The organism is Arthrobacter sp. PAMC25284, from assembly GCF_019443425.1.
Classification (GTDB): Bacteria; Actinomycetota; Actinomycetes; order Actinomycetales; family Micrococcaceae; genus Arthrobacter; species Arthrobacter oryzae_A.
In genome coordinates, this window is sequence record NZ_CP080382.1 from 637,401 (window position 1) to 660,045 (window position 22,645).

A 22,645-nucleotide genomic window follows, 5' to 3' on the forward strand; every position below is an offset into this window, starting at 1 on the left:
GTGTTGCGGTTCAGGTCGGCGGGACAGTGCCTCCAGCTGCTCACGGGCCGGAGGAATTGTTGTTCGCCTTCTTCCCGGACCACTAGACACCCCATCATCCCCCCGGTCGACGAACCTGGGCAGGGTTCACTTTCATCCGGCGCAGCAGCTGCGCGTTCAGGGCGACCACGATCGTGGAGACGGACATCGACGCGGCACCCGCGGGGGTCATTGCCGGCCAGCACCACTCCCGCCGATTCCATGGCACCATCGGTACCGGCACCAATGGCGATGCCCACCTCTGCCCGGGCCAGCGCCGGGGAGTCGTTGACACCGTCACCGACCATCGCCACTTTCAGGCCGCGCCCCTGGAGCTCGGCAACTTTCTTGTCTTTGTCAGCCGGGAGGACTTCGGCGAAGACCTCGTCGATCTTCAGCTCCGCTCCCACAGCCGCGGCTCTGGCGCCATTCAGTGCCGGGCCAGACCTCCTCGCCGGCCTTTTCGCAAAAGCCGGCCTCAACTACACGCCTGGAATCCCAATAACGAATCTCTCTAGCCCACCCAGTAGGCGGAGGTTACGAAGTCGTGTGCCATCAATCCGGTAGTGACGTCGAAACCATACACATCGACGGTTCCAAACGCATCGTCGGGGTTGCGGCTGGTATGAGCGAACTGGCGCTGCATCACGAACTTGCCCGAACTGTCGGCGGACACGTAGTTCCTGATCTGGCCCCTCTTCGGGACACCGGCCAGCGTGACTATGACCGTCCCGCCGGGAGTGAAGCCCCATCCTCGGACTTTGGTGTCGTTGCCGGTTTGGTTGCGTAGTACGTCGATGTCGATGCCGAATCTGGGTGGCGGTAATCGCGGGGGCACGTCAAGAGCAAACTTGATAAACGGGCCCGACGAGCCCCAGTGGTCGTTGCCCTCGTTGGCATGGTGGACCATGTGCGATACGTACCAGAACACCACGTCGGTGTCGTTGACGCTCTCGCCGTTGTCCTGCAAGAGGCCACCTGTGTCGAACTGCCAGTTCCAGGTGTCATGTGGCCATGGTGCCTTCTCATACCGCCACGGATGTAGCTCCTCCTCGGCGTTGAAACGGCGGATGCCGACGTCGATACGGGAGAAGTTGTCTACCGTGCCGTCTTTGGGGCCTGGGAAGATCCAGGCGCCTTGCAAGGTGACCTCGTTGCGGACGAACCAGGCGGTCTCGGCACGGGGGTCAAAATGCTTGATGTCGTTGACCTCGGTTGTGTAAGAACTCCACTTCCCGAAGTTGCGTTTGAAAACGCGGTTGTGGTCGGTGCCATCGATATCGAAGTCTAGCCGCCAGTAAGGATGGTGCTGGTGATCCATGTTGATGGTGAGGCCCTTGCTCCAGAGCCGTGGCAGGACCCACCCGTCCTCGCTGATGTGCCACTGCTGCGACAGGTGGTATGCGCCGATTCGCCCGTAGATGCTAATCTCCATCCACTGGACACCGTCGCGGATGTAGTCCTCAAGGCCCACATATTGCCAACCGCGATTTGCGATCTGCTGCAGGCCATAGAGGCCGCCGAGCTTCCACCGCAGCCGGTCAGCGTACGGTCCGGCGCCCTTGCTCAGCGGTCGGCGCCAGTCCAAATAGCCACCGTCCACACGGTACTTGACCCGGATAGCTGGCATGCTGAACTTCCCAATGACGTTTCGGCCCCGGTAGGTTCCGTTCAGCAGTGACAGTCCTTCGAATCCGACGACGTTGTAGTCGAACTCCCATGATCCCCAGCTGATGTGCCCGGTCTTGGTGTTAGGCATCGGTTGCCTCGCTCTGGCGAGTGTCGGATCGCGTGAGGTCAGGGTCTTGGCGGGCCACCAGAACCGTGCGGCGGTTCAGGTCGACCGCCGCACCGTACCGGGCCGGCTTCTCGCCTTCGGTTTCGCCTGGGTCAAAGAAGGTGACCCACAGGATCCGTCGCCCCGCTAAGGGGTCCTCACGTTGGAACTGTTGCAGTAACCCGCTGGCCTCGAGGTTTTCCACGAGACCGTGCAGGCGCGGATCGGCGCGGGCGATTTCGATCGCTTCATCGATCTCCTCGACTGCCTCTGGCGGCTGGAAGCCTGGAACATTCACGGCACGGACGAGTTCCAGCCCCTCCATCTCCACCTCTACGGCCATATTGTGGGTATGGCTGAAGAAGATGAGTCGCATCCGTAGTGGCCGGTCGAGGTCGGGCCGCATGCTCTTGCCAGTCGCGGCCATGTCGGTATGAATGAAGGCGTGGCGTTCGCCGAGCAGTTCCCGCACGTCCGGATGTGATAGAGCCGCATGGCGGACCCGTTGCTCCAGTTCATCGGTGAAAGACCCGTGCAAGGGCTCGGCCTGCAGTTGCCGCACCTGGCGCTGTTCGGTCGGCCGCGGCGGCCAACCTTCACCAGGTCCGGTGAAGGCAAAGCGTGGAATCCGGGGTACCTCGCTCGGTAGGTAAAGTTGCTCCGACACGGGCGTCGCGATCTCAAGCTCCAGTCGCGGATCAGGTTCTGCCGACGCAGGCGCCCCCTGTTCCCCATGCTGGCTCTCAAGGTCGATTTTCGCCCGAGCCGCGATCTTCCGCAGCACCCGGTTGTGAAGGCTGACGAGGTCATCCAAGGGAATGTTGGTCAGATCGATTTCTGGCTGTTTGGACATTTGTCAGTCCTCGCCGCAGGTAACTGAACCCTGCTCCTTGTCATTACGTATGAGATAAGGAGACCAGGATTTTTCAATCCTCAACGTATTCAGTGTGACCCTTATCAGATCATTGTTCAATGGCCACGTTCACGTCCCGACAGTCCGGTGTTATTGACCCGTCTCGGTTTGATGCCGTTTTCTTTCTGGTGAAAAAATTCTTCAGACGCCCAAGAGGGACTCGCCGAGGTCCGTGAACGTCCCGTCCGCATTGCGCTGGACCGGCTCGAGGAATATCCGACGGTATGCGACGCCTGCAGGGCCCTGGGCCCGAAGCTGAATGTCAGCACCGAGACGCTGCACACGTGGGTCGTCCCGGCCCAAGTTGACGCCGTGGACAGTTCCCGCCCTTCCAGCGGGGAACTGGAGCGAATGGGCCTACATCAAGCGAAACGGTCATCCCCGCGTGGAATTCAACATGCCCCGATGACCGTCCAGGAGTGGGCGCCAGGCCGGCAGTCTAGCCAGGGAGGAATCCCAGTTCCTGGCGGGCACGGCCGATATCCGGCTGGGCCCAGCGGGCGGAGTATTCGGCGTTGTTGCTGAGGGAGCGCAGTTCGGCCCGGTCAAGGTACAGGATCCCGTGCAGGTGGTCTGTCTCGTGCTGCACTATCCTGGCCTGCCAGCCGGAGAAGGACCGCTGCTGCCGGGTGCCGTCGGGAGCGGTGAAATCCACTTCCACGTTTTCCGGCCGCGCCACCGCCGCCTGCAGCCCGTTTACCGAGAGGCAGCCCTCATAGAACGCCACGGACGCCGTGCCGCTGGGCCGGACGTGCGGGTTCAGCATGGCGAAGAACGGCAGCGGCTCCCGGCCGCGGACGGCAGCGGCCTCTGGGTCGACGTCGAACTCGTCTTCCAGCACCGCCACCTGCAGGGGAATCCCCAGTTGCGGGGCTGCCAGGCCAACGCCCGGTGCCCGGCGCATCACGCTGCGCATGAGATGAATCAGCTGCCCGAGTTCCTCAGCGTTTAACTGGCCGTCAAAGAGTGCAGCCGCCTGCCGGAGGACCGGGTGCCCGGCCTGGACAACTGGCGGCAGGACGCCGGCGCCCAGCATCTGCTGGACGGTTTCGTGGATCCGGGCGACGCTGAAGTCAGTGGGCGGGGCTTCTGATGGCATGCCACCAGACTACTGGGGGGGCGGTCAGTTCATGGTGAACCTGCGGGCAACGAGGGAATTGACCGCCGGTACCGAGGCCACAGCGCCGATGGCACGGTTCCTCAGCTGCGAAAGACCGGCCGCCAGGGGTCGACCCAGCGCCATGTTGATTTCCGCCTGGCGTGCTGCCCTGGCCGCTGCCGCCAGCCGGCGTCGTTCAAACGTACGCAAGGCACTGGCCATGTCGCAGCCCTGCAGGACCTCCGCCACGATGGGGGCCAGCGCTGCGGCGTCCAGCCAGCCGAGGTTCATACCCTGGCCGCCGATCGGGCTCACTTCATGGGCTGCGTCCCCGATCAGCACGGTGCGGCCGGCGACCATCCGGCGGGCCAGACGTGAGCGGACGCCAAAGCTGCTGAGCATGCTGTTGCCCGCGGGGTCGATGTCCATTCCCGTCCGTTCCCGCACGCAGCGCGCCAGCCAGCCGGCGTCGGCGTCCGCGGGTGCCGTTGCGCGGTCGCCGGGTCCCAGCCGGACCACCCAGCGGCGGGCCTGCCCGGGCAGCGGAAAGGACTCGACGATGCCTTGCCGGGCCAGGAACAGGGCGGCATCGGGGCCGAAGCTGGTGCCGTCCGCGAAGTCGCCCATCAGGTAGCTGTCCGGATAGTCCCTGGCCCTGACGGCGGTGCCCTGGAGTGCGCGCACGGTGGACCGCACGCCGTCGGCCGCAATGACCAGCGGCGCCGTGAAACGCAGCGTGCCGTCGGGCGAGGCTGCCTCGATCGTGACCCGGCCGCCGACGTCGGACAGCCGGGTAAGGCGGACCCCGCGGTGGACGGCGCCGGCGTCGAGCTCCCGGACATGAAGTTCCAGGACCGCCTCAGTGCGGGCCTGCGGCAGTGACAGGACGAAAGGGAAGCGTTCCGAGACGCCGGCGAAGGACATCTCGGCGAGCGTGCGGCCGGCGTCGATCGCGATACCGCGGCGGATCTGGACTCCCTCGGCGACCATCAGGCCCGCCACGCCAGCCTGGTGAAGCGCCGCAAGGGCCGGAGGATGGATGCCGATAGCCCGCGAATGTTCCTCCCGGGCGTCCCGCTGTTCCAGGACGCAAACGTCCACACCCTGCTGCAGCAGCAGGACGGCCATGAACAGTCCCACCGGGCCGCCGCCGACGATCAGCACGTCAGCCATCGGCGGTTCCGGCCCGGACCCGGTGCAGGAGCAGGTGATGGAACGGGGAGTGCGGTGCCACGGTCCAGCCCGGGGGAGCGGCTGCGGCAAGTTCCCCGGGGGTGTAGCTGCGCCGGATGGAGGTCAGCCCGTCCTGCCGGATGAAGGAGCCGGTGAAAATGCGGGCGAAAATATGAAAGAGGACGTAGGCAGTGGGGCTGCGGCGGAGATCGTTGTGGATGACCTGCCAGCGGGCCAACGACGCGGACTCGGCCAGGAACTCAGGGAGTTCCGTCTCGCCCAGGTGGTGGAGCACGTGGTTCGAGATCACGACGTCGTACTGCCGCCCTTCCGCGGCCAGTTCCGCGGCCGTGGACTGACGGAAGATAACCCCTGCGGAATTCTTCCGCGCACGGGCGAAGCGGCTGGCCCGGGCGTCCGGGTCGATGGCGGTGATCTCCAGCCGCAATCCGTCCCGGGCCGCCCACCGGGCGATCATTACGGGCACATCGCCGCCGCCGCAGCCGATATCGAGCAGCGTGGTGATGGTGCCGGGGCTCAGTCGCGGCCTGATCCTGGCCCGGTAGATGCCGTGCCAGCCCGAGACAGCACGGTTGACGAGAGCAAACTGCGTGTAGGTCCGTTCCAGCAGGTCCGGGTCGCAGCCGGGCAGATCCATTTCCTCAACGGCGTCCACCGCCCGGGCTTGCAGGAACGTCATGCCCGGCGGTCTCAGGCCATGGCCGATGCCGGCTCGGCCGCGGTGCCGGTCTCCAGCTGCTCGGCCACCTCGGCCGCGGCGTTCTCCGGCTGAGGAAGCACGTCGGCCGGCGGGCCGGGAACCTTGGTGAACAGGGCCGTTTCCACAGTCAGCCCGGGGCCGAACGCCATCGAACAGATCCGCTCGTCGACGTCGTCGGCCGCAGCCGGGAGGTCCAGGATGTGCCGGAGGACAAACAGTACGGTGGCGCTGCTCATGTTGCCGAAATTCCGCAGGGTTTCCCGGGCCGGGATCAACTGTTCGTCACTGAGGTCCAGCCGCGATTGGACTTTGTCCAGGATGCTGCGGCCGCCCGGATGAATGGCCCAGTGCCTGATGTCGCGGTAGGGGAGTCCGAACAGTGCAGCATCCCGGGCCAGCAGGGGTTCAAGGGCGCCGATGATGTGGTCGTCAATAATGTGCGGCACGTAGTTCCCCAGGACCATCTCGAAGCCTTCGTCGCCGATGTTCCAGGCCATGGAGTCTTCGCCGACCGGCGTGAGCACCGTTTCAAAATGATCGAGCTGAAGGAGCGCCGGAGTGTCGGGGATATCCCGGGCGGTCACAACGGCCGCCGCCGCGCCGTCGCCGAACAGGGCCGATCCCATGATGGCGTCGGGGTCGTTGGAGGTCCGCACGTGGAGCGAACACAGCTCGGCGCAGACCACCAGCACCACTGCGTCCGGATCGGCCTCGCAAAAAGACTTCGCGGCACGCAGGGCCGGGAACGCCGCGTAGCAACCCATAAATCCCAAATGGTAGCGCTGCACCGACGGGTTCAGGCCGAGGACCCGGACAATCTTGTAATCCGGTCCCGGATTGAAGAAACCGGTGCAGGACACGGTCACGAGATGAGTTATGTCAAGTAGATCGACGCCCGCGCAGGCATCCATGGCCTTTTGCGCAGCCTCAATAAAGAGCTTGGTGGCTTCCGTGGCGAAGATGTCATTCCGGGCCTTGGTGCTGGGGCTGCGCAACAGCCCGGTATCCGGGTCGAAAAACTGTGGATTCTCGGCCCGGCTGGCCGTGGTCAGTTCCGCCACGGCGGTGTACCGGGTGTCAATGGCCGCGGAGTCAAAGCACGTGCCAACGAGCCGGCTGCCTAGCCTGGTGAGTCCCGGCTGGGCCGCGAACACATCCCGGGCCTCGGACTGGATCAGTACAGTTGGCGGAACAGCGGTTTCGAGGGATCTCAGGTAGACCGTCATTGGTTCATTGTTAATGAGCAGCACGCTTAAGACAATGGATTCCACGCGATATTCGGCGGATCTCTGTGCGGGCTGCAGGGCTGACGGCGGCCCCTTCTGACCTGCTCCAGACAACGCCGATAATCTACATTATGTAAAGTAAAACAGTGATTATTGCATCTGATGCACGATCGCCCCTCCTCCGCCCAGTGCCGCCCGTGTCCTTTCTCAATTTAGTTGGCCATTTTCGCAACTTACCTGGCCACCTACGGATTTCTGGGGTTTGTCTCAGTTAATCTGGCCACCATGGATGTTGTTAGCCCGCTGAGGTCGCTGCCTTCGAACATGACCGACGGGACTCGTGTGCTGGCGCGCCTGGACGGGCATATGGCGAATATGCCGCTTTCTGGGGCTCTGGCATCGCTCGGGCTTGAGTCGGCGCTTCCGGTGCGGGCGTTCTTCTCATGGACGGGCAAGCGGAACTACGAGGGCAGGTGGTGGTCCAGCACGGTCCGGTCCCATGTTGGGTTCGAGAGCTTGCTGGAGCGCGACTTCCTGCTCTCGGCGGACCATGACCGGGATGTCGTTGGGGTCGCGTCCCAGCCGTTCGCGTTCCTGTGGCCGCGCGGGACCGAGGGTTTCCGGGGGCACGTGCCCGACTTCTTCGTCCGGCTGCGGGATGGCCAGGGCCGGGTCGTCGACGTTAAGCCTGCAGGCCGGGTCCGGTCCGCGGAGCGCCAGTTCGGCCTGACCCGCGAAGCCTGCGCGGCGGCCGGATGGGAGTACGAGGTCTTCACCGGGCTGGCGGAGCCGCTGGCGTCGAATCTGCGGTGGCTCGCCGGCTACCGCCAGGACCGCTTCGCCCCCGACGGCACCGCAGCGGCCGTGCTGGTCGACTCATTCAGCCCGGAGGCCTCGCTGGCCGGAGGCGTGCGGCGGGCGGCCAGGGTGCTGGGCGCCGACGAGGGCATCGTCCGCGCGCAGGTGCTCCACCTGCTGTTCACGGGCGTGCTGGCCGTCGACCTCGACGCCCTGCTCACGCAAGACACGCTGGCGTCCCCGGGTGTCGCACCGAAGGCGGGCTCCGCCTGGGACGCTGGGTCGCGGGAGGCGGTGTCGTGAAGTCGGTTCGTCTGTTTGACTTCATTCAGTTCGACGGCGCCTCCTGGCAGGTGGCTGCCCATGACGGTGCCGAGTTGGCTTTGAAGAATCTCTCCACCGGCCGCATCCGCCGGGTGCAGGTCGCCGAGCTGCTTGCCGACGACTCGTACCTGCCTGACGCGCCCGCTCCCCTGCCGTCCCTGGCCGGTGTCGCGCTGCTTGAAACCCTCGAGCCTGCTGCCCGGGCGCAGGCCGAGCTGCTGCACCGTCACGTCTACGAGCTCGTCAACGGGACCCCGCCGGACGCTGCCCCCGGGACGGCGCCCAAGCCGGAGTACGACCTGGCCAACCCGCTGCTGCGCCGCATCGAGGCCAAGGCGGCCGAGCTCGCCGCCGCGGGCACGCCGATCTCGGCCCGTACGTTGCGCCGCCACGTCGCCGCCTACCGCAAGCAGGGTATCGCCGGACTTGCCGACGGGCGCAACACACGTCAGAGCACCCTGGCTGGCTGGGCCGACCCGGAGCTCGTGGCGCTGCTTGAGGCCGAGATCGCAGGGCAGACCAACACGTCCACCGGGACACGGTCCCGCGCCGTGACCCGAGTCCGTGCCCTCGCCGAGCGGCAGGGCCTGACGGTCCCGTCCCGCGCCACTCTCTACCGGATCCTGGCCAAACTGGAGAAGTCCCGGCACCCGTTCGGCAACGCCACGACCCGCAGGACCCAGGCCAGCCGGCCCGACCGGACATGGGGCCGGCAGGCGCCCGCGCGGCCTGGGGAACTCGTGGAGATCGACTCCAGCCCTTTGGACCTGATGCTCATCTACCCCGACGGGTCCACGGGCAAGGCCGACCTGACCGTGGCGTTGGACATCGCGACCCGGACGCCGCTGGCGGCGGTCCTGCGCCCCGAGGCGACCAAGGCAGTCGACGCCGCGGTCTTGCTGGCCAGGGCCATGACCCCCTTGCCGCTGCAGCCCGGCTGGGACGCAGCCCTGGGCTACTCCCGATCGGTCCTGCCCCAGGGCATGATCCCTGGCGGCGCGGACGTCCGCTCCGCGATCGCTGCCAAGCCCGTCATCGTGCCAGAGTCGATCACCGTGGACCGGGGCAAGGTCTACATCGGCGCCACGTTCACCAGCGCGTGCGAACGCCTCCAGATCAGCCTGACCAAGGCCGCACCGCGGACCGGGACCGACAAGCCCCACATCGAGCGTTTCTTCGCCGGGGTCAACTCGGGCTTCACGCAATACCTCGCCGGTTACACCGGCCCGAACGTCGTCCGCCGCGGCAAGGACCCCGCCGCCGAGGCACGATTCAGCCTGGCCGATGTCCAGAACCTGCTTGACTGGTGGCTCGTCGCCGTCTGGCAGAACCGCCCGCACCCGGGCCTGCGCCACCCGGCCATGCCAAAGAAGGACCTGACCCCGAACGAGGCCTTCGCCGCGCTCTCCGGCGTCGCCCCGCAGATCCCGGTCACGCTCACCCGCGAGGACTACATCGCCCTGCTGCCCTTGGACTGGCGCACCATCCAGCCGTACGGGATCAACTTCCACAACCTCCACTACGACAATCCCGCCCTGCACGAATACCGGGGCGTGCACTCGGGGCTGCCCGCCCCCGCGAACGGACGCTGGGAGATCCGCTACGATCCCTACCGGCTGCAGTCCATCCATGTCCGCGACCACCGCAGGGGTGTCTGGATCGAAGCCGAATGGACCATGGCACGCCAACTCGCCGGCCCGTTCTCCCTCGACGTCCTCGCCGCCGCGAAAAAGGCCCTGGACAAGCGCTCCGGCAGCATCCCCGGCGCCGACCTGCTCGCAGAGGTCAATCGCATCATGACCGCCCCGGCAGGTCGGGCCGAGGCCCGGGCCGCCAGGCGAGCCAGCGCCTCGCCGTCGAGCGTTCCGGATCCGGCTCCGCTTCGGCTTCTGACCCCTGTTTCTGAAGAAGAACCCAAACCCGAACCGGGCGCCGCTGCCCCGTCCGCGGCGGCTGCGACCGCACCTGCGGGTCCGCGTCCGCGTCGTCATGCCCGCCGTATCGACCTTCTGGAGGACTGAGCCATCGCGACCCCCGACTCCCTGACCGCCTGGCGCCAGTTCGTCGACCACGCCCCGATCGAGCCGGAGCGGCTCTCCCGCAAGGAGCTCAAAGCACTCTCCCCCGAGGAGAAGGACGCCTACGACCGGGAACGTTTCGGCTGGCTGGCGGCCGACACCGTGCTGGAGACCACGGACACGCATGCCCTTACCCGGCAGACCAGAATCATCCTCGCGCGCAACGCGGCCACCACCGCCACGGCGCGGCGAGGGCTTGCGGTCTCCGGGGCGGCCGGGATGGGCAAGTCCACCGCCGCGCTGCTGATCGGCAAGCGCCATGAGAAAGCCGAGCGCAGGCGCCTCGATCGTATCGATGACGTGTCTTTCGCCCCGGTGGTCTACGCTGTGGTCCCCCCAGCGACCACACCGAGGATGCTCATGCAGGCCTTCGCCAGCTGGCTCGGCCTACCGGTGCCCCAGCGGTCCACCGCGCAGTTGGTCACCGAGCACGTCGTGGGTGTGCTGCGCACCTTGGGGACATCGCTGGTGGTCGTCGACGAAGTTCACAACCTGACGACGAACAGGCAGGCCGGCGCCGAGGCGGCCAGCACCCTCAAACAGTTCGCCGACCGGCTGGACGCGACCTTCCTCTACGCCGGCATCGACCTGCCCACCACGGACCTGTTCGCCGGGGACATGGGGAGGCAGATCAAGGCCAGGATGATCATGCATCAGATGCGTCCCTACGGAAACGGATCCAAGGCAGACCGCCAGGCCTGGACCGAACTCGTCCTCGGTGTCGAGGACCTCCTCCCGCTTGCCGAGCACGAACCCGAGTCCCTCGCCGAGGAAGCCGCATACCTGTGGGACCGCACCGGCGGGAGCATCGGCGGCCTCCGCGCCCTCCTGTCGGACGCGGCCATCGGAGCGATCATCGACGGCACCGAAAAGATCGACCGTCGCCGCCTCCAGGCCACAGCCACGGACTACGCCGCCGAAGAACACCACCACACACGTGCAGCCATGTCCGCCGGCAGCCACAAACGCGGGCTGCAGCGGGCCCAGTGACGATCCAGCCGCTCCCCGTCCCCACCAGGATCTTCGGCGGCGAGGGCTTGATCAGCTACGCCTCCCGCCACGCCGCCCGCAACGGCACGACCGTCGAGAAGATCGAACGCTCGCTCTCCGAAGCGGGATCCATCCCCAAGCCCAGCCACCGCCGGACCCCGGAAAGGCTGCAGGCCTGGCGCAGCCTCGGCGCGCTTCACGAGAACGCCTTCGCAACGCCCGCCGTGATCGACGGCGCCGACGTCATCGACCGCATGCTCTGCCTGCGCTGCACCCAAGGATCAGGCGGAACCGGGCGGCTGCCGCGCATCGGGTGGGTCTGCGCCGGACACCGGCGCTGGATCGGCACCCCACAGCACGACATCCGGGCCCTGCCCGAACTCGTCGCCGCCGAACGCCACTACCGCCGGGTCCTTGCCCCACGCGGCGTCCTCGTCCGATCCCCCATCATGCAATGGGCGCGCGAATGCGCGATCACCGGGATCGCTCAATCCGAGATGGCTGAGCGGAATCGTCGGGTCGCAACCTCCAACCCCAACCTGCTCACCTACCCCGAAACCGTCAGAATCGCCCGACTTGTCACGGACCCGGGATTCAACACAGTGATGCTCCAACCCGGGTTCCGTGTCCGTGAACGCCACGCCGTGAGCGTCAAAGCCAGTACGGGGATGTTCCCCCAGGCCGAGGACAACGAATCATGGCGCGTAGCCCACCGGATCACCGCCATGTTCAACGCAATCGCCGGAGAGATCGAGAGGAATCCCTCCCGTATGGCAGGCACTACGCCATACAGCACGACACTGGCTCAAGCCTGGAGAATCTGGGGAAGATAGCCCACCGGCCTCGGCACTCCACTCAGCGACACCGGGCCTCAGCCCGCTTCCCCTGACCTCACCCCCGTGGGACAAAGACTGTCGAGCGTTCCATACGGAATGGCCAACTAAATTGAGACGGCTCCTACCCCATTCGTCTCAATTTATCTGGCCTTTTCCCACGTCAAGGTGGCCAACTAAATTGAGAAAGGACAGCCCGGTACCGCGTGACTTGAAGCCGAAGTATGCCTGTGACCTGCGGAAACATCGTGCGGACGGTCCACCGGGCCGCTCGTAAGTCCATTGCGAAGGCCCTCAGAAGCCGGATTGCATCAGGCTGGAATCACCTTCTAATCCGCGGATTTGCGCGAGTTCTGCATTAATTGCATGATTCTTGCATTCAATGCAATGTATCAGGAGGGTTCGTGGCGGTCGATTCAGCGGGACGGGTACTCGACTTCGGCGCTGTGCGTTTCCTTCACCCGGAGGATCACGTGTTCACCCAGATGCTCACGGGCTGGCGCAACCAGCAGTTGAGTAGGAACCTGTCGTTTGGCACGATCGAGGGCCGGGAACGGCTGGTGACGCGGTTCCAGGAGTCCACCAACGAGTATCCGTGGCAGTGGACACCGGCCCACGTGGACGAGTTCTTCGGGGATCTGCGCAGCGTGAATCACGCCGCCCAGTCCACCATCCGGAGCTACCAGGCAGCGCTGAGGGCGTTCTGCGCTTACGCAGCGTCACCTGAGTATGGCTGGGACCGGGTCTGCGAAGAGTACTTCGGAACGCATCCTTCGCAGGTCTGCTTTGACTGGAACACCGCGGTCCATGCGCAGGCGACAGAGTCAGCTCCTGTCCGACGCCCGTTCACCAGGCAGGAGTTACAGGCCTTCTTTGACCGGGCCGATGACGAGGTGGACCGGATCGCGACCCTGGGCCGCAAGGGCTGGCTGCCGGCCTACCGCGACGCGGTCCTGTTCAAGGTGGCCTACTGCTGGGGCCTCCGACGCAATGAGGTCAGACACCTCCAGACCGTGGATTTTGCCAGGAACCCGCACGCCCGGGAGTTCGGCAAGTACGGAGTTTTGCAGGTCCGCTATGGCAAGGCAATGAAAGGGTCTCCCCCGAAACGCCGCAGCGTCCTGACAGTGTTTGACTGGTCCGCGGAGATCATCGCCGACTGGCTGGAACGCGGCCACCCGCACATGACCGACGGCCTGGACCTGTTCCCGTCCGAACGCGGCACGCTGGTTTCCGAGACAGCACTGAACCGCAGGTTCAACCGGTACTGCGAAGACCTTGGCCTCTCCCCCGGCCTGGACATCCACTCCCTGCGCCGCTCCTACGTCACCCACCTGATCGAAGCCGGCATGGACCCCCTGTTCGTCCAGCACCAGGCTGGACACGAGCACGCCTCGACCACGGCCCTCTATACCTCCGTCTCCAGCGACTACCGGGTCAAAACGCTGCGCCGCGCCCTGGACTCCACCGTCCGGGACGCCCTTGCCGGAATGGAAGACTGAACCTCATGAAACGAGAGATCGACTACCGGTGGCGGCTCGCCGAACTCATGGCAGCGCGCGGAATGCACAACAGCACCGACCTGGGCCCATTGCTGAGAGAACGCGGCATCGACCTCTCGGCCTCCCAGGTATACCGGCTTGTCACGCAGCGCCCGGAACGGGTCTCGCTCATGATGGTCGCCGCCCTCTGCGACATCTTCGCCTGCGGACCGGAGGACCTGGTCACCGTCACGGCAACAGACGCCAAGGTCCGCAAGGTCGCCTCCGACGCCAACGTCGTGGACCTGAACAAGACCATCCGCCCCAAACGCGCCCGCGTGATCCGCGATGACGGCTGAGATCACACCTCGGCTTGCCGTCCGCGGCCGACCCCGCACCGCAGGAGACTTCACCTGCGACAGATGCACCAGAACAGCCGGCAGACACCGCGCTAACTGGCCAGAAGGCAGGATCTGCGGGACCTGCTTCACGGTCGCCATGCGTACGCACGGGACCTGCCCAGGCTGCCGAACAGAGCGCATGCTTCCCGGGCGGTCTCCTTCGCACGGCGACCAACCAGTCTGTGTCGACTGCGCAGGCATCACCCAGGACTACCACTGCTCCCGTTGCGGCACGGAAACCGAGCACTACCGCCAGAACACGTGCGCGCGCTGCTCGCTGCGGGACGACCTCACCGTCCTGTTGCACGTCAACGAGGCATCACAGGGGTCGGAAACGACGGCGGCGAAACTGCTCGCGGCACTCTGCGGAGCCCAGCGCCCCGAAAGCGTCCTCACCTGGCTGCGCAAACCCGGTGTCCGCGACCTGCTCGAACGACTTGCCACCGGCGAGATCCCCCTCAGCCACGAAGCGCTCGATAAGGAACCAAACAGCCTGCGCGTCGAACACATGCGCAGCCTGCTCACCCATCACAAGCTACTCCCGGACCGGGACCACTATCTCGCCCTCTTTGAACGGTGGCTCACCAGTAAGCTCGACGACGTCGACGACCCCGAAATTAGGCGGCCCGTTGAATCTTTCGGCCGCTGGCACCACCTGCGACGCATCAGGAGCCTGTCCACAGATGGGAAACGCACCCGCGGCCCCGTGCACAGCGCGAAGCAGGAAATCACCGAAACCATCAAGTTCCTCACCTGGCTCAAAACCGCCCATGGACGGACCGTTCTCTCCTGCGTCCAGGCCGATGTCGACGTCTGGCTGGCCGACGGCCCCACCACCAGGCACGCCATCAGAACCTTCTTCGTCTGGGCGGTCAAGAACCGGACCTGCACCAACATCACCATCGGATTCCGGCAGGCCAAGACCGTGCCAGTTCTCACCCAGGGCCAGCGGCTCACCATGCTCAAAGCCTGCCTCACCGAGGACGTCGACACCCTGCCCTACCGGGTCGCCGCCACTCTCCTGCTGCTCTACGCCCAGCCAGTCGTGAAGATCGCCGCGATGAAAAGCACCGACGTGATCCTCACGCCAGATGGCCTGCGTCTGTCACTCAGCGACGGAGATCCAGCGCCAGTGCCCGAGCCTTTCGCCTCACTGCTCACAGAACACGTGGCCTCACGCCCCAACATGCGCACCGGCAGCAGCTCGGGCAGCGAATGGCTGTTCCCCGGATACAGGCCCGGGCAGCACATTCACCCCAACACTCTCATGATTCGTCTCAGGGAAATCGGCATCGATCTCCTGGGCGCACGCAACGCATCCCTACGCGCGCTTGTGAAGGAAGTGCCCGCACCGCTCGTGGCCGAAATGCTCGGCTACAGCTACCAGGTCACACAGAAACATGCGACCGCGGCCGCTGACCCGTGGTCCCGCTATCCAGGAATCAAGGCGACACGGATAATGACTGCCACCAGCGGAAGGGAACGCTAACTGCCGCTGGAAGCACGACGTCAATTTTATTCGGAGAACTTCAAGCCGACCCAATCCGCACAGGGACAGCGGCCGGCCAGACGGAGGCAGCTGTGGCAACGACTGAGGAACTGCAGCGCAGGCTCCGACGCATCATCTACTGGATCTTTCCAGTGATGGTCCTCATGCTGGTCTCCACGGTCCTAAGCATCGCTGGGATTGACTCGGAGCTATGGCTCTGGACACGGACCGTTCTCTTCGCCATCGCCACCGTCATATTCGGCGTCCAAGTGACCCGATTCTCACTATGGCAACGGGACGAGTACTGGCGGGAAAGAGGAAGGGACCCTAAGCATCCGGAACGATTTCCGTCGAGAGAAGCTGAATAGTTCCGAATCGAATAATGCTGGTTACCAGTAGTACTCTAAGTATCTCGTCTGGTAGATCATTCGGGCCCTCTCCCAGGCCGTTCCAAGCTACGCCGCCAATGTGTGCTGCGCCGCCGATTTCGAGGGCCAGTACCTCCGCCCAAAAACCATCATGCGCCGGCTGTGCGGCCTCGGACTTGAATTATTCGGCGCACGAAACACCGCACGGGACGTACGCCGCTCCGTCAGCCCAGCACCGCTGGTCGCCGACGCACCCGGCTTCAGCTGCCGGGTCGCATTCCTCTACGCCGACGCTGCAGGTGATCCCTGGTCTTCATGCGTCGACCGGCGGGCTGAGCACTGAGGCCCTCCCCCAGCGTGCCCCCTCACCGTGACCCGGCGATTCCGGCTCTTCCGTTTCATAACCCCCATTACAGGCAAGGCCTCATCCGTCATCCGTGGGAATGCCGGCGACGGAACCCAGGTGCGGAGCGGAGGTACGAGTTCACGGGCGGCGCCGTCAGCAGCTGCACACTGAAGGCTGGCGCGCCTTGGATTTGCCCCGTGGTTACTCTGCAGCAATTGGGTTCGCGGTCGGGGGCTGTTCCGCTTACTTCTCTGGCGGCCGAACGAAGGCCATCATTGAATTGTCACCGTGGGTCGCTCGCTCCATGGATCGGAGAGAATCATGTTCCAGGCCCTGCTGTGCAAACTGAACATCCGCCATGAATGGCATATCGAACACACCGACGACGGCTGCCTATATAAGCGATGCATACGTTGTGGCAAAGATGACGACCGCGGCGGGACCGGCGCCCCGTGGACGTGGGCCGGACCTGCGGGCATGGGCTGATCACGTCCCGACGGGAGTGCCTTGGTGGAGCCCAGCAGACCATTCCTTCGGCCCTGTTTTGGCTTATCCACCTCCGAATATTCCTGACCGGGCGGAGGACGTATTCGCTCCTGTTTGTTGTCAGAAAACTGGGACGCATGACCGAGCAGAAGCCGGCCCTTCCCAAGACCGCTGCGGCGTCTGACGGCGCTGGCTTCTCTGAGGACGCGGCCGCCACCTCCGGTCCGGTCGGGGACGGCGGCTCCGCGCCTTTGGCCGATCCCGACGCCGTCGACACGTCCTTGCGGACTTCGGCGCAGCGGTCCCGCACCTTCGCCGGGATTCTGGTGAACACCGCCCTCGCGAACATCACCACCAGCTATCTGTGGTTCGCCCTGACATTCTGGGTGTACCTGGAGACGCGCAACGTGATCGCCACCGGGGTGATCGGCGGCGCGTACATGCTGTTGATCGCCCTATCCAGTATCAGCTTCGGCACCTTCGTGGACCGCTACCGCAAGCTGGCCGTGATGCGCTTCGCCGCCGGCTTCACCCTGGTGATGTTCGTGCTGTCCGGGGTCATGTTCCTAATGACACCGGCCGGCAATCTGCTGGATCTGAGACAGCCCATGTTCTGGATCTTCGCCGTGATAATCCTGGTCGGTGCGGTGGTGGAGAACATGCGCAACATCGCGCTGTCCACCACAGTCACCATCCTGATCGACCCGGATCGACGGGCCAACGCCAACGGGCTGGTGGGCATGGTGCAGGGACTGATGTTCGTCATCACTTCAGTTCTCTCCGGGTTGTCGGTGGGTCTGCTGGGCATGGGCTGGACGATCGTCGTCGCCCTGGTGCTCACGGCGCTCGCCTTCGCGCACTTGCTCACGCTGCGCATGCCTGAGGAAGTGCGCGCGGCCGGCACTGATGCGCACGGCGGATTCGACCTGCGCGGCTCCCTCGCCGCGGTTTTGGCCATCGCCGGCCTCTTCGCGCTGATCCTGTTCTCCACGTTCAACAACTTCATTGGTGGCGTCTACATGGCGTTGATGGATCCCTACGGCCTGGAAATGTTCCCCGTCGAACTCTGGGGAACATTCTTCGCGCTCGGCGCCACGGGCTTCATCGTGGGAGGCGCGGTGATCGGCAAGTTCGGGCTCGGGTCCAACCCGCTGCGCACCATGCTCATCGCGGTGATCCTGATGGGAATCCTCGGTGCGGTATTCACGCTTCGGGAATGGGCCTGGCTGTACATCGCCGGCATCTGGCTGTACCTGGTTCTGGTGCCCTTCGTGGAGGCCGCCGAGCAGACGGTCATCCAGCAGGTTGTGCCCCTGCCCCGGCAGGGCCGGGTGTTCGGATTCGCCATGGCGTTCGAGGCCGCGGCGGCGCCGATCACTGCGTTTCTTATTGCGCCCATCGCCGAGGTCTGGATAATCCCGTACGCACGGTCCGCTGAGGGGGCCGCCCGGATTGCCCCGTTGTTGGGCGAAGGAACCTCCCGCGGTATCGCCCTGGTGTTCCTCGTTGCCGGGATCATCTTGATTGCGGCCGCGCTGCTGGCCTTCCTGACCCCGGTCTACCGCCGGGTCTCGGCGTCGTATGCGCGGGCGGCTGCCGAAGCGCCGAAGGACGCCGGCACCGCTACGACGTCCTTCGGATGACTAGGAACCCGGACCGACAGCGGCTAAAAGCCGTGATCGGGCAATCGTGCGGAAGCCCCTCAACCCATGACTGCCAACACCACCGCGCTGGTTGCGAGCGTGTTGACCGTGGACGACGGCGAAAAGCACAGCACTCAGGAGGCCCGCGATCAACGGGCCGAAGCGATGCCGCAATCCACCGTGGATTACGCCACGGAAGACTGCCTCGTCCCACAACGGGGTGTGGAGCGTAGCGCCGGCGACCATCGGGCGTACATCCAGGCCGCCAGCGCCGGCCGGTGGACGGAAATGGTGCAGAACGTGCCCTATGGCGTCGGTGACATCCTCAGTATGATCCGGTCATGAAAGACAATGTCCGGATGGCTGGAGCGGCGACCGCGTTGCTGCTTGTTTTAACTTCGTGTGCGACTACACCTGCGCCGGCCGATACCGCGACAGGCCAAGGCGCCACGCCATGCCACGACCCGTATGTCGCAGACATCGACACAAGCGCCCCGGGAGAGGCGACGCCCGAAGCAGCGGCCGTGGCCTGGTCCTGGTCCAAGTCGATTCTTACGCCGTCGGACGCCCCAAACGATGGATGGAAAGCAACCGACGATTGGGCGGAGCAGAGCGGCGAGCGGACCGTTCGGAATGGAGATTGGGTCGTCGGCGTTAGCCGCACCGTCTCCGGCGGCTGGCTTGTTTCGGGACTAGGGTGCGGAACTGCTGAGGGCTGACGCTGCGGAGGGGCGGCTCCTTAGCCTTCACACTCGGAGCAGTAGGCGTGTCCGTTCTTTTCCCGGGCGAGTTGGGACCGGTGCCGGACGAGGAAACAGGAATAACAGGTGAACTCGTCCTGCGCCTGGGGAATGACCTGAACAGTGAGTTCCTCGGCGACAAACTCTCCGCCGGGCGTCATGGACTCATCCATCGCATCGGCCTCGTCGAGCTCTCGGACGACGCTGCGCGCATCGGGGGCGTTCGCAGACTGCAGCGCCTCGAGCGAGCGGTCCTGGGATTCTTTGACGTCGGATCGTACTTCGTCGTAATCGGTTGCCACTGGGGTCATTCTCATTTCTGTCGTTCTTCTCTGATGCGGAAACAACATACACCACCGCGCCGTTATTCCCCTGACAGTGAAAAGATGGGTGCCCGGCCGCCGTCAAAGTGATCTAGCGCTTCGATGGGTGGGAGTCCAAGTATTCGCGGAGTCCCGGGATAGCGAAGTCCACGACTCCATAGCCGGTTGATTCGATGAGTCCCGCGTCGATCAGGCGCGTGCGGTAATTCCCGACGGCGTTCGGCCGCATCCGCGTGCGGGTTCCGATATTCATCGTCGACGACGGGCCGCTGTCTTCCACCATCGCCCGCAGGAAATCCCTGTCCCTGCCGGACGTCGTCGACAGTGCCGCTTCGATAACAACACGTTCGTTCCGGCGTCGGGCGGCGCTCACGGCCCGGACCACTGCGCTGGCGTCGAGGGTGTTAGAAGCCTGTTCTGCCTCCTGCCACAGGAAGTAGCCCACCAGTTGAATCAGGAACGGATACCCGCCCGTGGCCTCGGCTGCCTCCCTGGTGTGTCCTGCGCTGATAGTGATGCCGGCGTCAGCGAACGTTTCGGCGAATGAACGCTCCACTTCAGAGATGGACGCCGCGTGGAGATCAATGCGATCGGCCCGCCGGAGAAACGTTGCCACGCCCTCGTTGAGCAGGTCGGACACCGCGGCCGGCAGTCCAGCGAAAATAAGGCCAATCGGGAGGCCTTCACGAATGAAGTGCTGGACGTCTGCGGCGAGCCGGGACAACTCGGCCCGATCTGCTGCATGGATTTCGTCCACGGTGATCACCAGCCCGGTTCCACGTTCCGCCAACAACCGCAGCAGTTCTGCTCCCCTGGTCCTCCAGTCCACCTGCGCTTCAGGTGCCAGCTGGGTGGTGACGGAGAATCCGGCCACGGCCACCGCCGTGATCCTGCGGCCCGTGGGCCCGTCCCCCAGATTACTTGTGAGCAGTCGCATCGACTCGCCAATCCGTCCGACAAATCCCCCGGTGGCTGTTTCGGACACCACAGCCCAGCCACTGGTCATGGCCAGGTCCTCCGCGGCACCGAGCATGACGGTCTTGCCGATGCCTCTGGCACCGGTGAAGATGGACAGTAGTCCCGGTGCACCTGATCCGATACGCAATCCGTAGGCGAACTCGTCCAGGACTCCCCCGCGACCGATGAGGTCAGGTGGAGTAGCTCCCGCGGTCGGCCGAAAAGGGTTCCCCACATTTGCTCCTGTGAATGTCTGTGAATCTTGTGTATCTTGTGTATCTTGTGTATCTCACACTACTCGGCCGGGGCGTCGGCGGAACCGACCCTGGCCTCCCTGACGCCTTGGATCCACTAGCCACCCCGGGGTTGGTCTTCGGCGGAGGCACGGTCTACTCTGTGCTCAACCGGCTTGGCGTGCTTCCCGTTTGGCACCACCGTCTCTCCCGGATGCAAGATCGGCTTGCTGGCCGCCGGCACGCTGATCGGCCTGCTCGGCGTGAAGCTCATTTTCGGTTTCATCCTCGGTATTCCCTTCGGCCCCACAGGAACAGTCATCTACTACGCGACGACCTTCCTCCTATTCGCCGTTCTGCTCGGGTGGAGCAATGTGCTGCAACGGAAGCTTCCCGAGCGGATGACGGAAGAGCTCACCCGGCAAGGTTGAGACCCCCTGCCCAGGTCCATTGACAGAGCAACGGTCCAACGTCGAAGTCATGCACCGAGAGTCATGCACCAAGACTCGTGCCAGTTGGTCCGCTCCGGTAGCGCCGTTCCAGCACGACGATGATGACGGTCGCCACGGCCGTCAGGACGGCCCAGAACCAGAGCAGGTTCGCGGCGTAGTTGGCCTCCAGGACGCTGGTATTCCGGGCTTCGGACTGGGCTTTGAGCAGCAGCACCGCGATCCCCGTCACGACGGTTCCGGTCAGGAGTCCCCCGCGCAGCACCGCAGCCGAGGCCGGACGCAGCCGTGACCCCACCCGGGTCAGCCCTGCTCCGGAAAGCGTGGCAAGCGGGACGAGGACGCCGTCGTGGAGCAGCACGCCGGCAGCCATCCAGATAAGCAGCCCGAGCGTCTGCTCCGGTCCGAGCTGGGTTGGAAGGCCCAGCAGTCCGTAACCGATCAGCGCAGCGCCGGCCACCGCCAGGCCAATCCGCGTTCCCCGCACGGTGCGCACCTGCCGTGCGGTTGCGCGGGTTTTCGGGATATTCACAGGACCTCCATCGTCTGCAGCCACTTGGTTTGCAGCACGCCGGGCCGGCCGGGTGCGATCACGCGGGCCGGGTACCCGTGGTCCAGGTCCAGCGCCTCGCCGTTGAGCTCCAGGGCCACGAGGGTTTGTCCGTCACGCGCGTAGGCGGGCGGCATAGTCATGATCCGGTACGCTCCTTCGGGTTCGAGGCTGGTAAATTTCAGCAGGGACGACGCCGGCGCGCCCACGGCGGCGAGCAGGTCCAGGACGCGCACGCCGCGCCAGCGCGCGGTTTGACTCCAGCCCTCGACACATGCGATGGGAAGCTCATACTCGTGTTGTGGCAAGGCGGCCAGTTCGGCCAGCGAGAACGAACGGCTGCTGCCCTGATGGGTCAGGGTGAGTTTCCAGTCCGCGGCCCGCGCTGCGGTCACCACCTGGGCCTCGGCGGCGGTCCGGTTCACGGGGACAGACTGCGGCCCGGTCCCCTTCTTGCGGGGGGCGAAAAGGTTCAGCGGATCCAGCCAGGCGAAGGACTGCCCCGCAGTGGTCAGCACGAGGACGCCGGTGCCGGTGCCGACGCCGGCCAGGAAGGCCCTGCGTGACCACCGTCCCGGCGCAGTGTCAGCAGTCGTCCGGACCGGGCGGGACCGCCAGTGCGCCATAATCGACGGGAGCTTCAAGCCAATATGCAGGACGAGCGAGCCGATAATGACCCAGGCCAACCAGTAATGCGTTTCACGGAACGGAAACGGCCACGGATACCACTTATAGGTATTGACCAGACCGGTTAGCAGCTGCACGAATGAGGATCCAAGGAATAAGGCGATGGAACCCCGTTCAAGGGCGTGCCCGACGGACTTGATGGGCGGCCACTTCAGCAGTTCCGGGTAGACGGACCAGAGTTTGGCCAGCAGGAGCGGGATGGCGGCGATACCGGCCGTGACGTGCAGACCCTGCGTCAGCTGGTAAATCCAGGCCGGCGACGTCGGATAGAGCATCCACGAGGGCTGTTCCTGCAGGTTGTGGCTGAAAACACCGGTAAGGAAGCAGACCACGAAGCTCACCCCGAGCCAGCGTCCCAGGACAACGGTGAGGCGGGTACTTCGCGTCGGCGACGCGAATCTGGCAGCCAAGGCGTTGGTGAGCTGTTGCATACTTCGATCACACCACCAATCCGCCCAGTGGACCGCCGCCAGTCCTTACGATTCACGGAAACCCCGGCCCAGGTGCATTACGGGACGCCGTAATAAGGCAGGATCAATAGG

Annotated in this window: 20 protein-coding genes and 1 pseudogene; 9 read left to right on the top strand and 12 right to left on the bottom strand. The window is 65.0% G+C overall.

Annotated features, from left to right (window positions below):
* Window positions 1-94: 94 nt before the first annotated feature.
* From KY499_RS02955 to KY499_RS02985, 7 genes and pseudogenes are all read right to left on the bottom strand, one after another.
* A pseudogene (locus tag KY499_RS02955) lies at window positions 95-437 on the bottom strand (HAD family hydrolase); the annotation flags it as partial.
* Between the two features lie 95 nt (window positions 438-532).
* A complete protein-coding gene (locus tag KY499_RS02960) occupies window positions 533-1,777 on the bottom strand; it encodes a hypothetical protein (protein WP_219886160.1) in 1,245 nt (414 codons plus the stop codon).
* Window positions 1,770-2,648, bottom strand: coding sequence for a hypothetical protein (locus KY499_RS02965; protein WP_219886161.1), 879 nt, complete (start codon window positions 2,646-2,648; stop codon window positions 1,770-1,772). The genes KY499_RS02960 and KY499_RS02965 overlap by 8 nt, the downstream gene beginning before the upstream one ends.
* Window positions 2,649-3,147: 499 nt before the next feature.
* Entirely contained in the window at window positions 3,148-3,807 is a 660-nt protein-coding gene (locus KY499_RS02970; RefSeq protein ID WP_219886162.1) for a peptide deformylase, read from the bottom strand.
* A gap of 24 nt (window positions 3,808-3,831) precedes the next feature.
* Window positions 3,832-4,980, bottom strand: a complete 1,149-nt coding sequence (locus tag KY499_RS02975) for an NAD(P)/FAD-dependent oxidoreductase (protein ID WP_123253571.1) — start codon at window positions 4,978-4,980, stop codon at window positions 3,832-3,834.
* On the bottom strand, window positions 4,973-5,680 hold the full coding sequence (locus tag KY499_RS02980) for a class I SAM-dependent methyltransferase (protein WP_123253572.1): 708 nt from the start codon (window positions 5,678-5,680) through the stop codon (window positions 4,973-4,975). The genes KY499_RS02975 and KY499_RS02980 overlap by 8 nt, the downstream gene beginning before the upstream one ends.
* An 11-nt stretch (window positions 5,681-5,691) precedes the next feature.
* Window positions 5,692-6,927, bottom strand: a complete 1,236-nt coding sequence (locus KY499_RS02985; RefSeq protein ID WP_219886163.1) for a type III polyketide synthase — start codon at window positions 6,925-6,927, stop codon at window positions 5,692-5,694.
* 285 nt (window positions 6,928-7,212) lie between these two features.
* Between KY499_RS02985 and KY499_RS02990 the strand changes: the two genes are divergently transcribed.
* The 8 genes from KY499_RS02990 (at window position 7,213) to KY499_RS03025 (ending at window position 18,164) form a co-directional block, all read left to right on the top strand.
* Window positions 7,213-8,028, top strand: coding sequence for a TnsA-like heteromeric transposase endonuclease subunit (locus KY499_RS02990; RefSeq protein WP_219886164.1), 816 nt, complete (start codon window positions 7,213-7,215; stop codon window positions 8,026-8,028).
* A complete protein-coding gene (locus KY499_RS02995) occupies window positions 8,025-10,070 on the top strand; it encodes a Mu transposase C-terminal domain-containing protein (RefSeq protein ID WP_219886165.1) in 2,046 nt (681 codons plus the stop codon). The genes KY499_RS02990 and KY499_RS02995 overlap by 4 nt, the downstream gene beginning before the upstream one ends.
* A gap of 159 nt (window positions 10,071-10,229) precedes the next feature.
* On the top strand, window positions 10,230-11,117 hold the full coding sequence (locus KY499_RS03000; RefSeq protein WP_258190918.1) for an ATP-binding protein: 888 nt from the start codon (window positions 10,230-10,232) through the stop codon (window positions 11,115-11,117).
* Window positions 11,114-11,950, top strand: coding sequence for a hypothetical protein (locus KY499_RS03005; protein ID WP_219886166.1), 837 nt, complete (start codon window positions 11,114-11,116; stop codon window positions 11,948-11,950). The genes KY499_RS03000 and KY499_RS03005 overlap by 4 nt, the downstream gene beginning before the upstream one ends.
* 404 nt (window positions 11,951-12,354) lie before the next feature.
* Window positions 12,355-13,452 (top strand): site-specific integrase, encoded by a 1,098-nt coding sequence (locus KY499_RS03010; RefSeq protein WP_219886167.1) that lies wholly within the window; start codon window positions 12,355-12,357, stop codon window positions 13,450-13,452.
* Between the two features lie 5 nt (window positions 13,453-13,457).
* A complete protein-coding gene (locus KY499_RS03015; RefSeq protein ID WP_219886168.1) occupies window positions 13,458-13,790 on the top strand; it encodes a helix-turn-helix transcriptional regulator in 333 nt (110 codons plus the stop codon).
* A gap of 181 nt (window positions 13,791-13,971) precedes the next feature.
* The gene (locus KY499_RS03020; protein ID WP_258190919.1) at window positions 13,972-15,321 is read left to right on the top strand and encodes a hypothetical protein; all 1,350 of its coding nucleotides are present in this window, start codon (window positions 13,972-13,974) and stop codon (window positions 15,319-15,321) included.
* Between the two features lie 1,337 nt (window positions 15,322-16,658).
* Window positions 16,659-18,164, top strand: coding sequence for an MFS transporter (locus tag KY499_RS03025; protein ID WP_258190920.1), 1,506 nt, complete (start codon window positions 16,659-16,661; stop codon window positions 18,162-18,164).
* Here the strand turns inward: KY499_RS03025 and KY499_RS18680 are convergent, their stop codons facing one another.
* From KY499_RS18680 to KY499_RS03040, 3 genes are all read right to left on the bottom strand, one after another.
* Window positions 18,165-18,410 (bottom strand): CPBP family intramembrane glutamic endopeptidase, encoded by a 246-nt coding sequence (locus tag KY499_RS18680; protein WP_219886169.1) that lies wholly within the window; start codon window positions 18,408-18,410, stop codon window positions 18,165-18,167.
* Window positions 18,411-18,903: 493 nt separating this feature from the next.
* Window positions 18,904-19,206, bottom strand: a complete 303-nt coding sequence (locus KY499_RS03035; protein WP_123256000.1) for a DUF4193 domain-containing protein — start codon at window positions 19,204-19,206, stop codon at window positions 18,904-18,906.
* A gap of 112 nt (window positions 19,207-19,318) precedes the next feature.
* Window positions 19,319-20,419: an ATP-binding protein gene (locus KY499_RS03040; RefSeq protein ID WP_219886170.1), complete on the bottom strand. Its 1,101-nt coding sequence runs from the start codon at window positions 20,417-20,419 to the stop codon at window positions 19,319-19,321.
* Window positions 20,420-20,644: 225 nt separating this feature from the next.
* Between KY499_RS03040 and KY499_RS03045 the strand changes: the two genes are divergently transcribed.
* Entirely contained in the window at window positions 20,645-20,848 is a 204-nt protein-coding gene (locus tag KY499_RS03045; RefSeq protein WP_219886171.1) for a hypothetical protein, read from the top strand.
* A 61-nt stretch (window positions 20,849-20,909) separates the two neighbouring features.
* Here KY499_RS03045 and KY499_RS03050 read toward each other — a convergent pair whose 3' ends face one another.
* Together KY499_RS03050 and KY499_RS03055 are read right to left on the bottom strand one after the other, a co-directional pair.
* Window positions 20,910-21,398 (bottom strand): hypothetical protein, encoded by a 489-nt coding sequence (locus KY499_RS03050; RefSeq protein ID WP_219886172.1) that lies wholly within the window; start codon window positions 21,396-21,398, stop codon window positions 20,910-20,912.
* Complete coding sequence (locus KY499_RS03055) at window positions 21,395-22,534, bottom strand: molybdopterin-dependent oxidoreductase (protein ID WP_123255993.1); 1,140 nt, start codon at window positions 22,532-22,534, stop codon at window positions 21,395-21,397. Before KY499_RS03055 ends, KY499_RS03050 begins: the two co-directional genes overlap by 4 nt.
* Between the last annotated feature and the right edge of the window lie 111 nt (window positions 22,535-22,645).

What these genes read in the sequence shown, in the direction of transcription:
- KY499_RS02965 (WP_219886161.1), bottom strand. Translation starts at nt 2,648, where the DNA reads ATGTCCAAACAGCCAGAAATCGATCTGACCAACATTCCCTTGGATGAC.
- KY499_RS02970 (WP_219886162.1), bottom strand. Translation starts at nt 3,807, where the DNA reads ATGCCATCAGAAGCCCCGCCCACTGACTTCAGCGTCGCCCGGATCCAC.
- KY499_RS03015 (WP_219886168.1), top strand. Translation starts at nt 13,458, where the DNA reads ATGAAACGAGAGATCGACTACCGGTGGCGGCTCGCCGAACTCATGGCA.
- KY499_RS03025 (WP_258190920.1), top strand. Translation starts at nt 16,659, where the DNA reads ATGACCGAGCAGAAGCCGGCCCTTCCCAAGACCGCTGCGGCGTCTGAC.
- KY499_RS02980 (WP_123253572.1), bottom strand. Translation starts at nt 5,680, where the DNA reads ATGACGTTCCTGCAAGCCCGGGCGGTGGACGCCGTTGAGGAAATGGAT.
- KY499_RS03020 (WP_258190919.1), top strand. Translation starts at nt 13,972, where the DNA reads ATGCTTCCCGGGCGGTCTCCTTCGCACGGCGACCAACCAGTCTGTGTC.
- KY499_RS02990 (WP_219886164.1), top strand. Translation starts at nt 7,213, where the DNA reads ATGGATGTTGTTAGCCCGCTGAGGTCGCTGCCTTCGAACATGACCGAC.
- KY499_RS18680 (WP_219886169.1), bottom strand. Translation starts at nt 18,410, where the DNA reads ATGGTCGCCGGCGCTACGCTCCACACCCCGTTGTGGGACGAGGCAGTC.
- KY499_RS02985 (WP_219886163.1), bottom strand. Translation starts at nt 6,927, where the DNA reads ATGACGGTCTACCTGAGATCCCTCGAAACCGCTGTTCCGCCAACTGTA.
- KY499_RS02975 (WP_123253571.1), bottom strand. Translation starts at nt 4,980, where the DNA reads ATGGCTGACGTGCTGATCGTCGGCGGCGGCCCGGTGGGACTGTTCATG.
- KY499_RS02960 (WP_219886160.1), bottom strand. Translation starts at nt 1,777, where the DNA reads ATGCCTAACACCAAGACCGGGCACATCAGCTGGGGATCATGGGAGTTC.
- KY499_RS03055 (WP_123255993.1), bottom strand. Translation starts at nt 22,534, where the DNA reads ATGCAACAGCTCACCAACGCCTTGGCTGCCAGATTCGCGTCGCCGACG.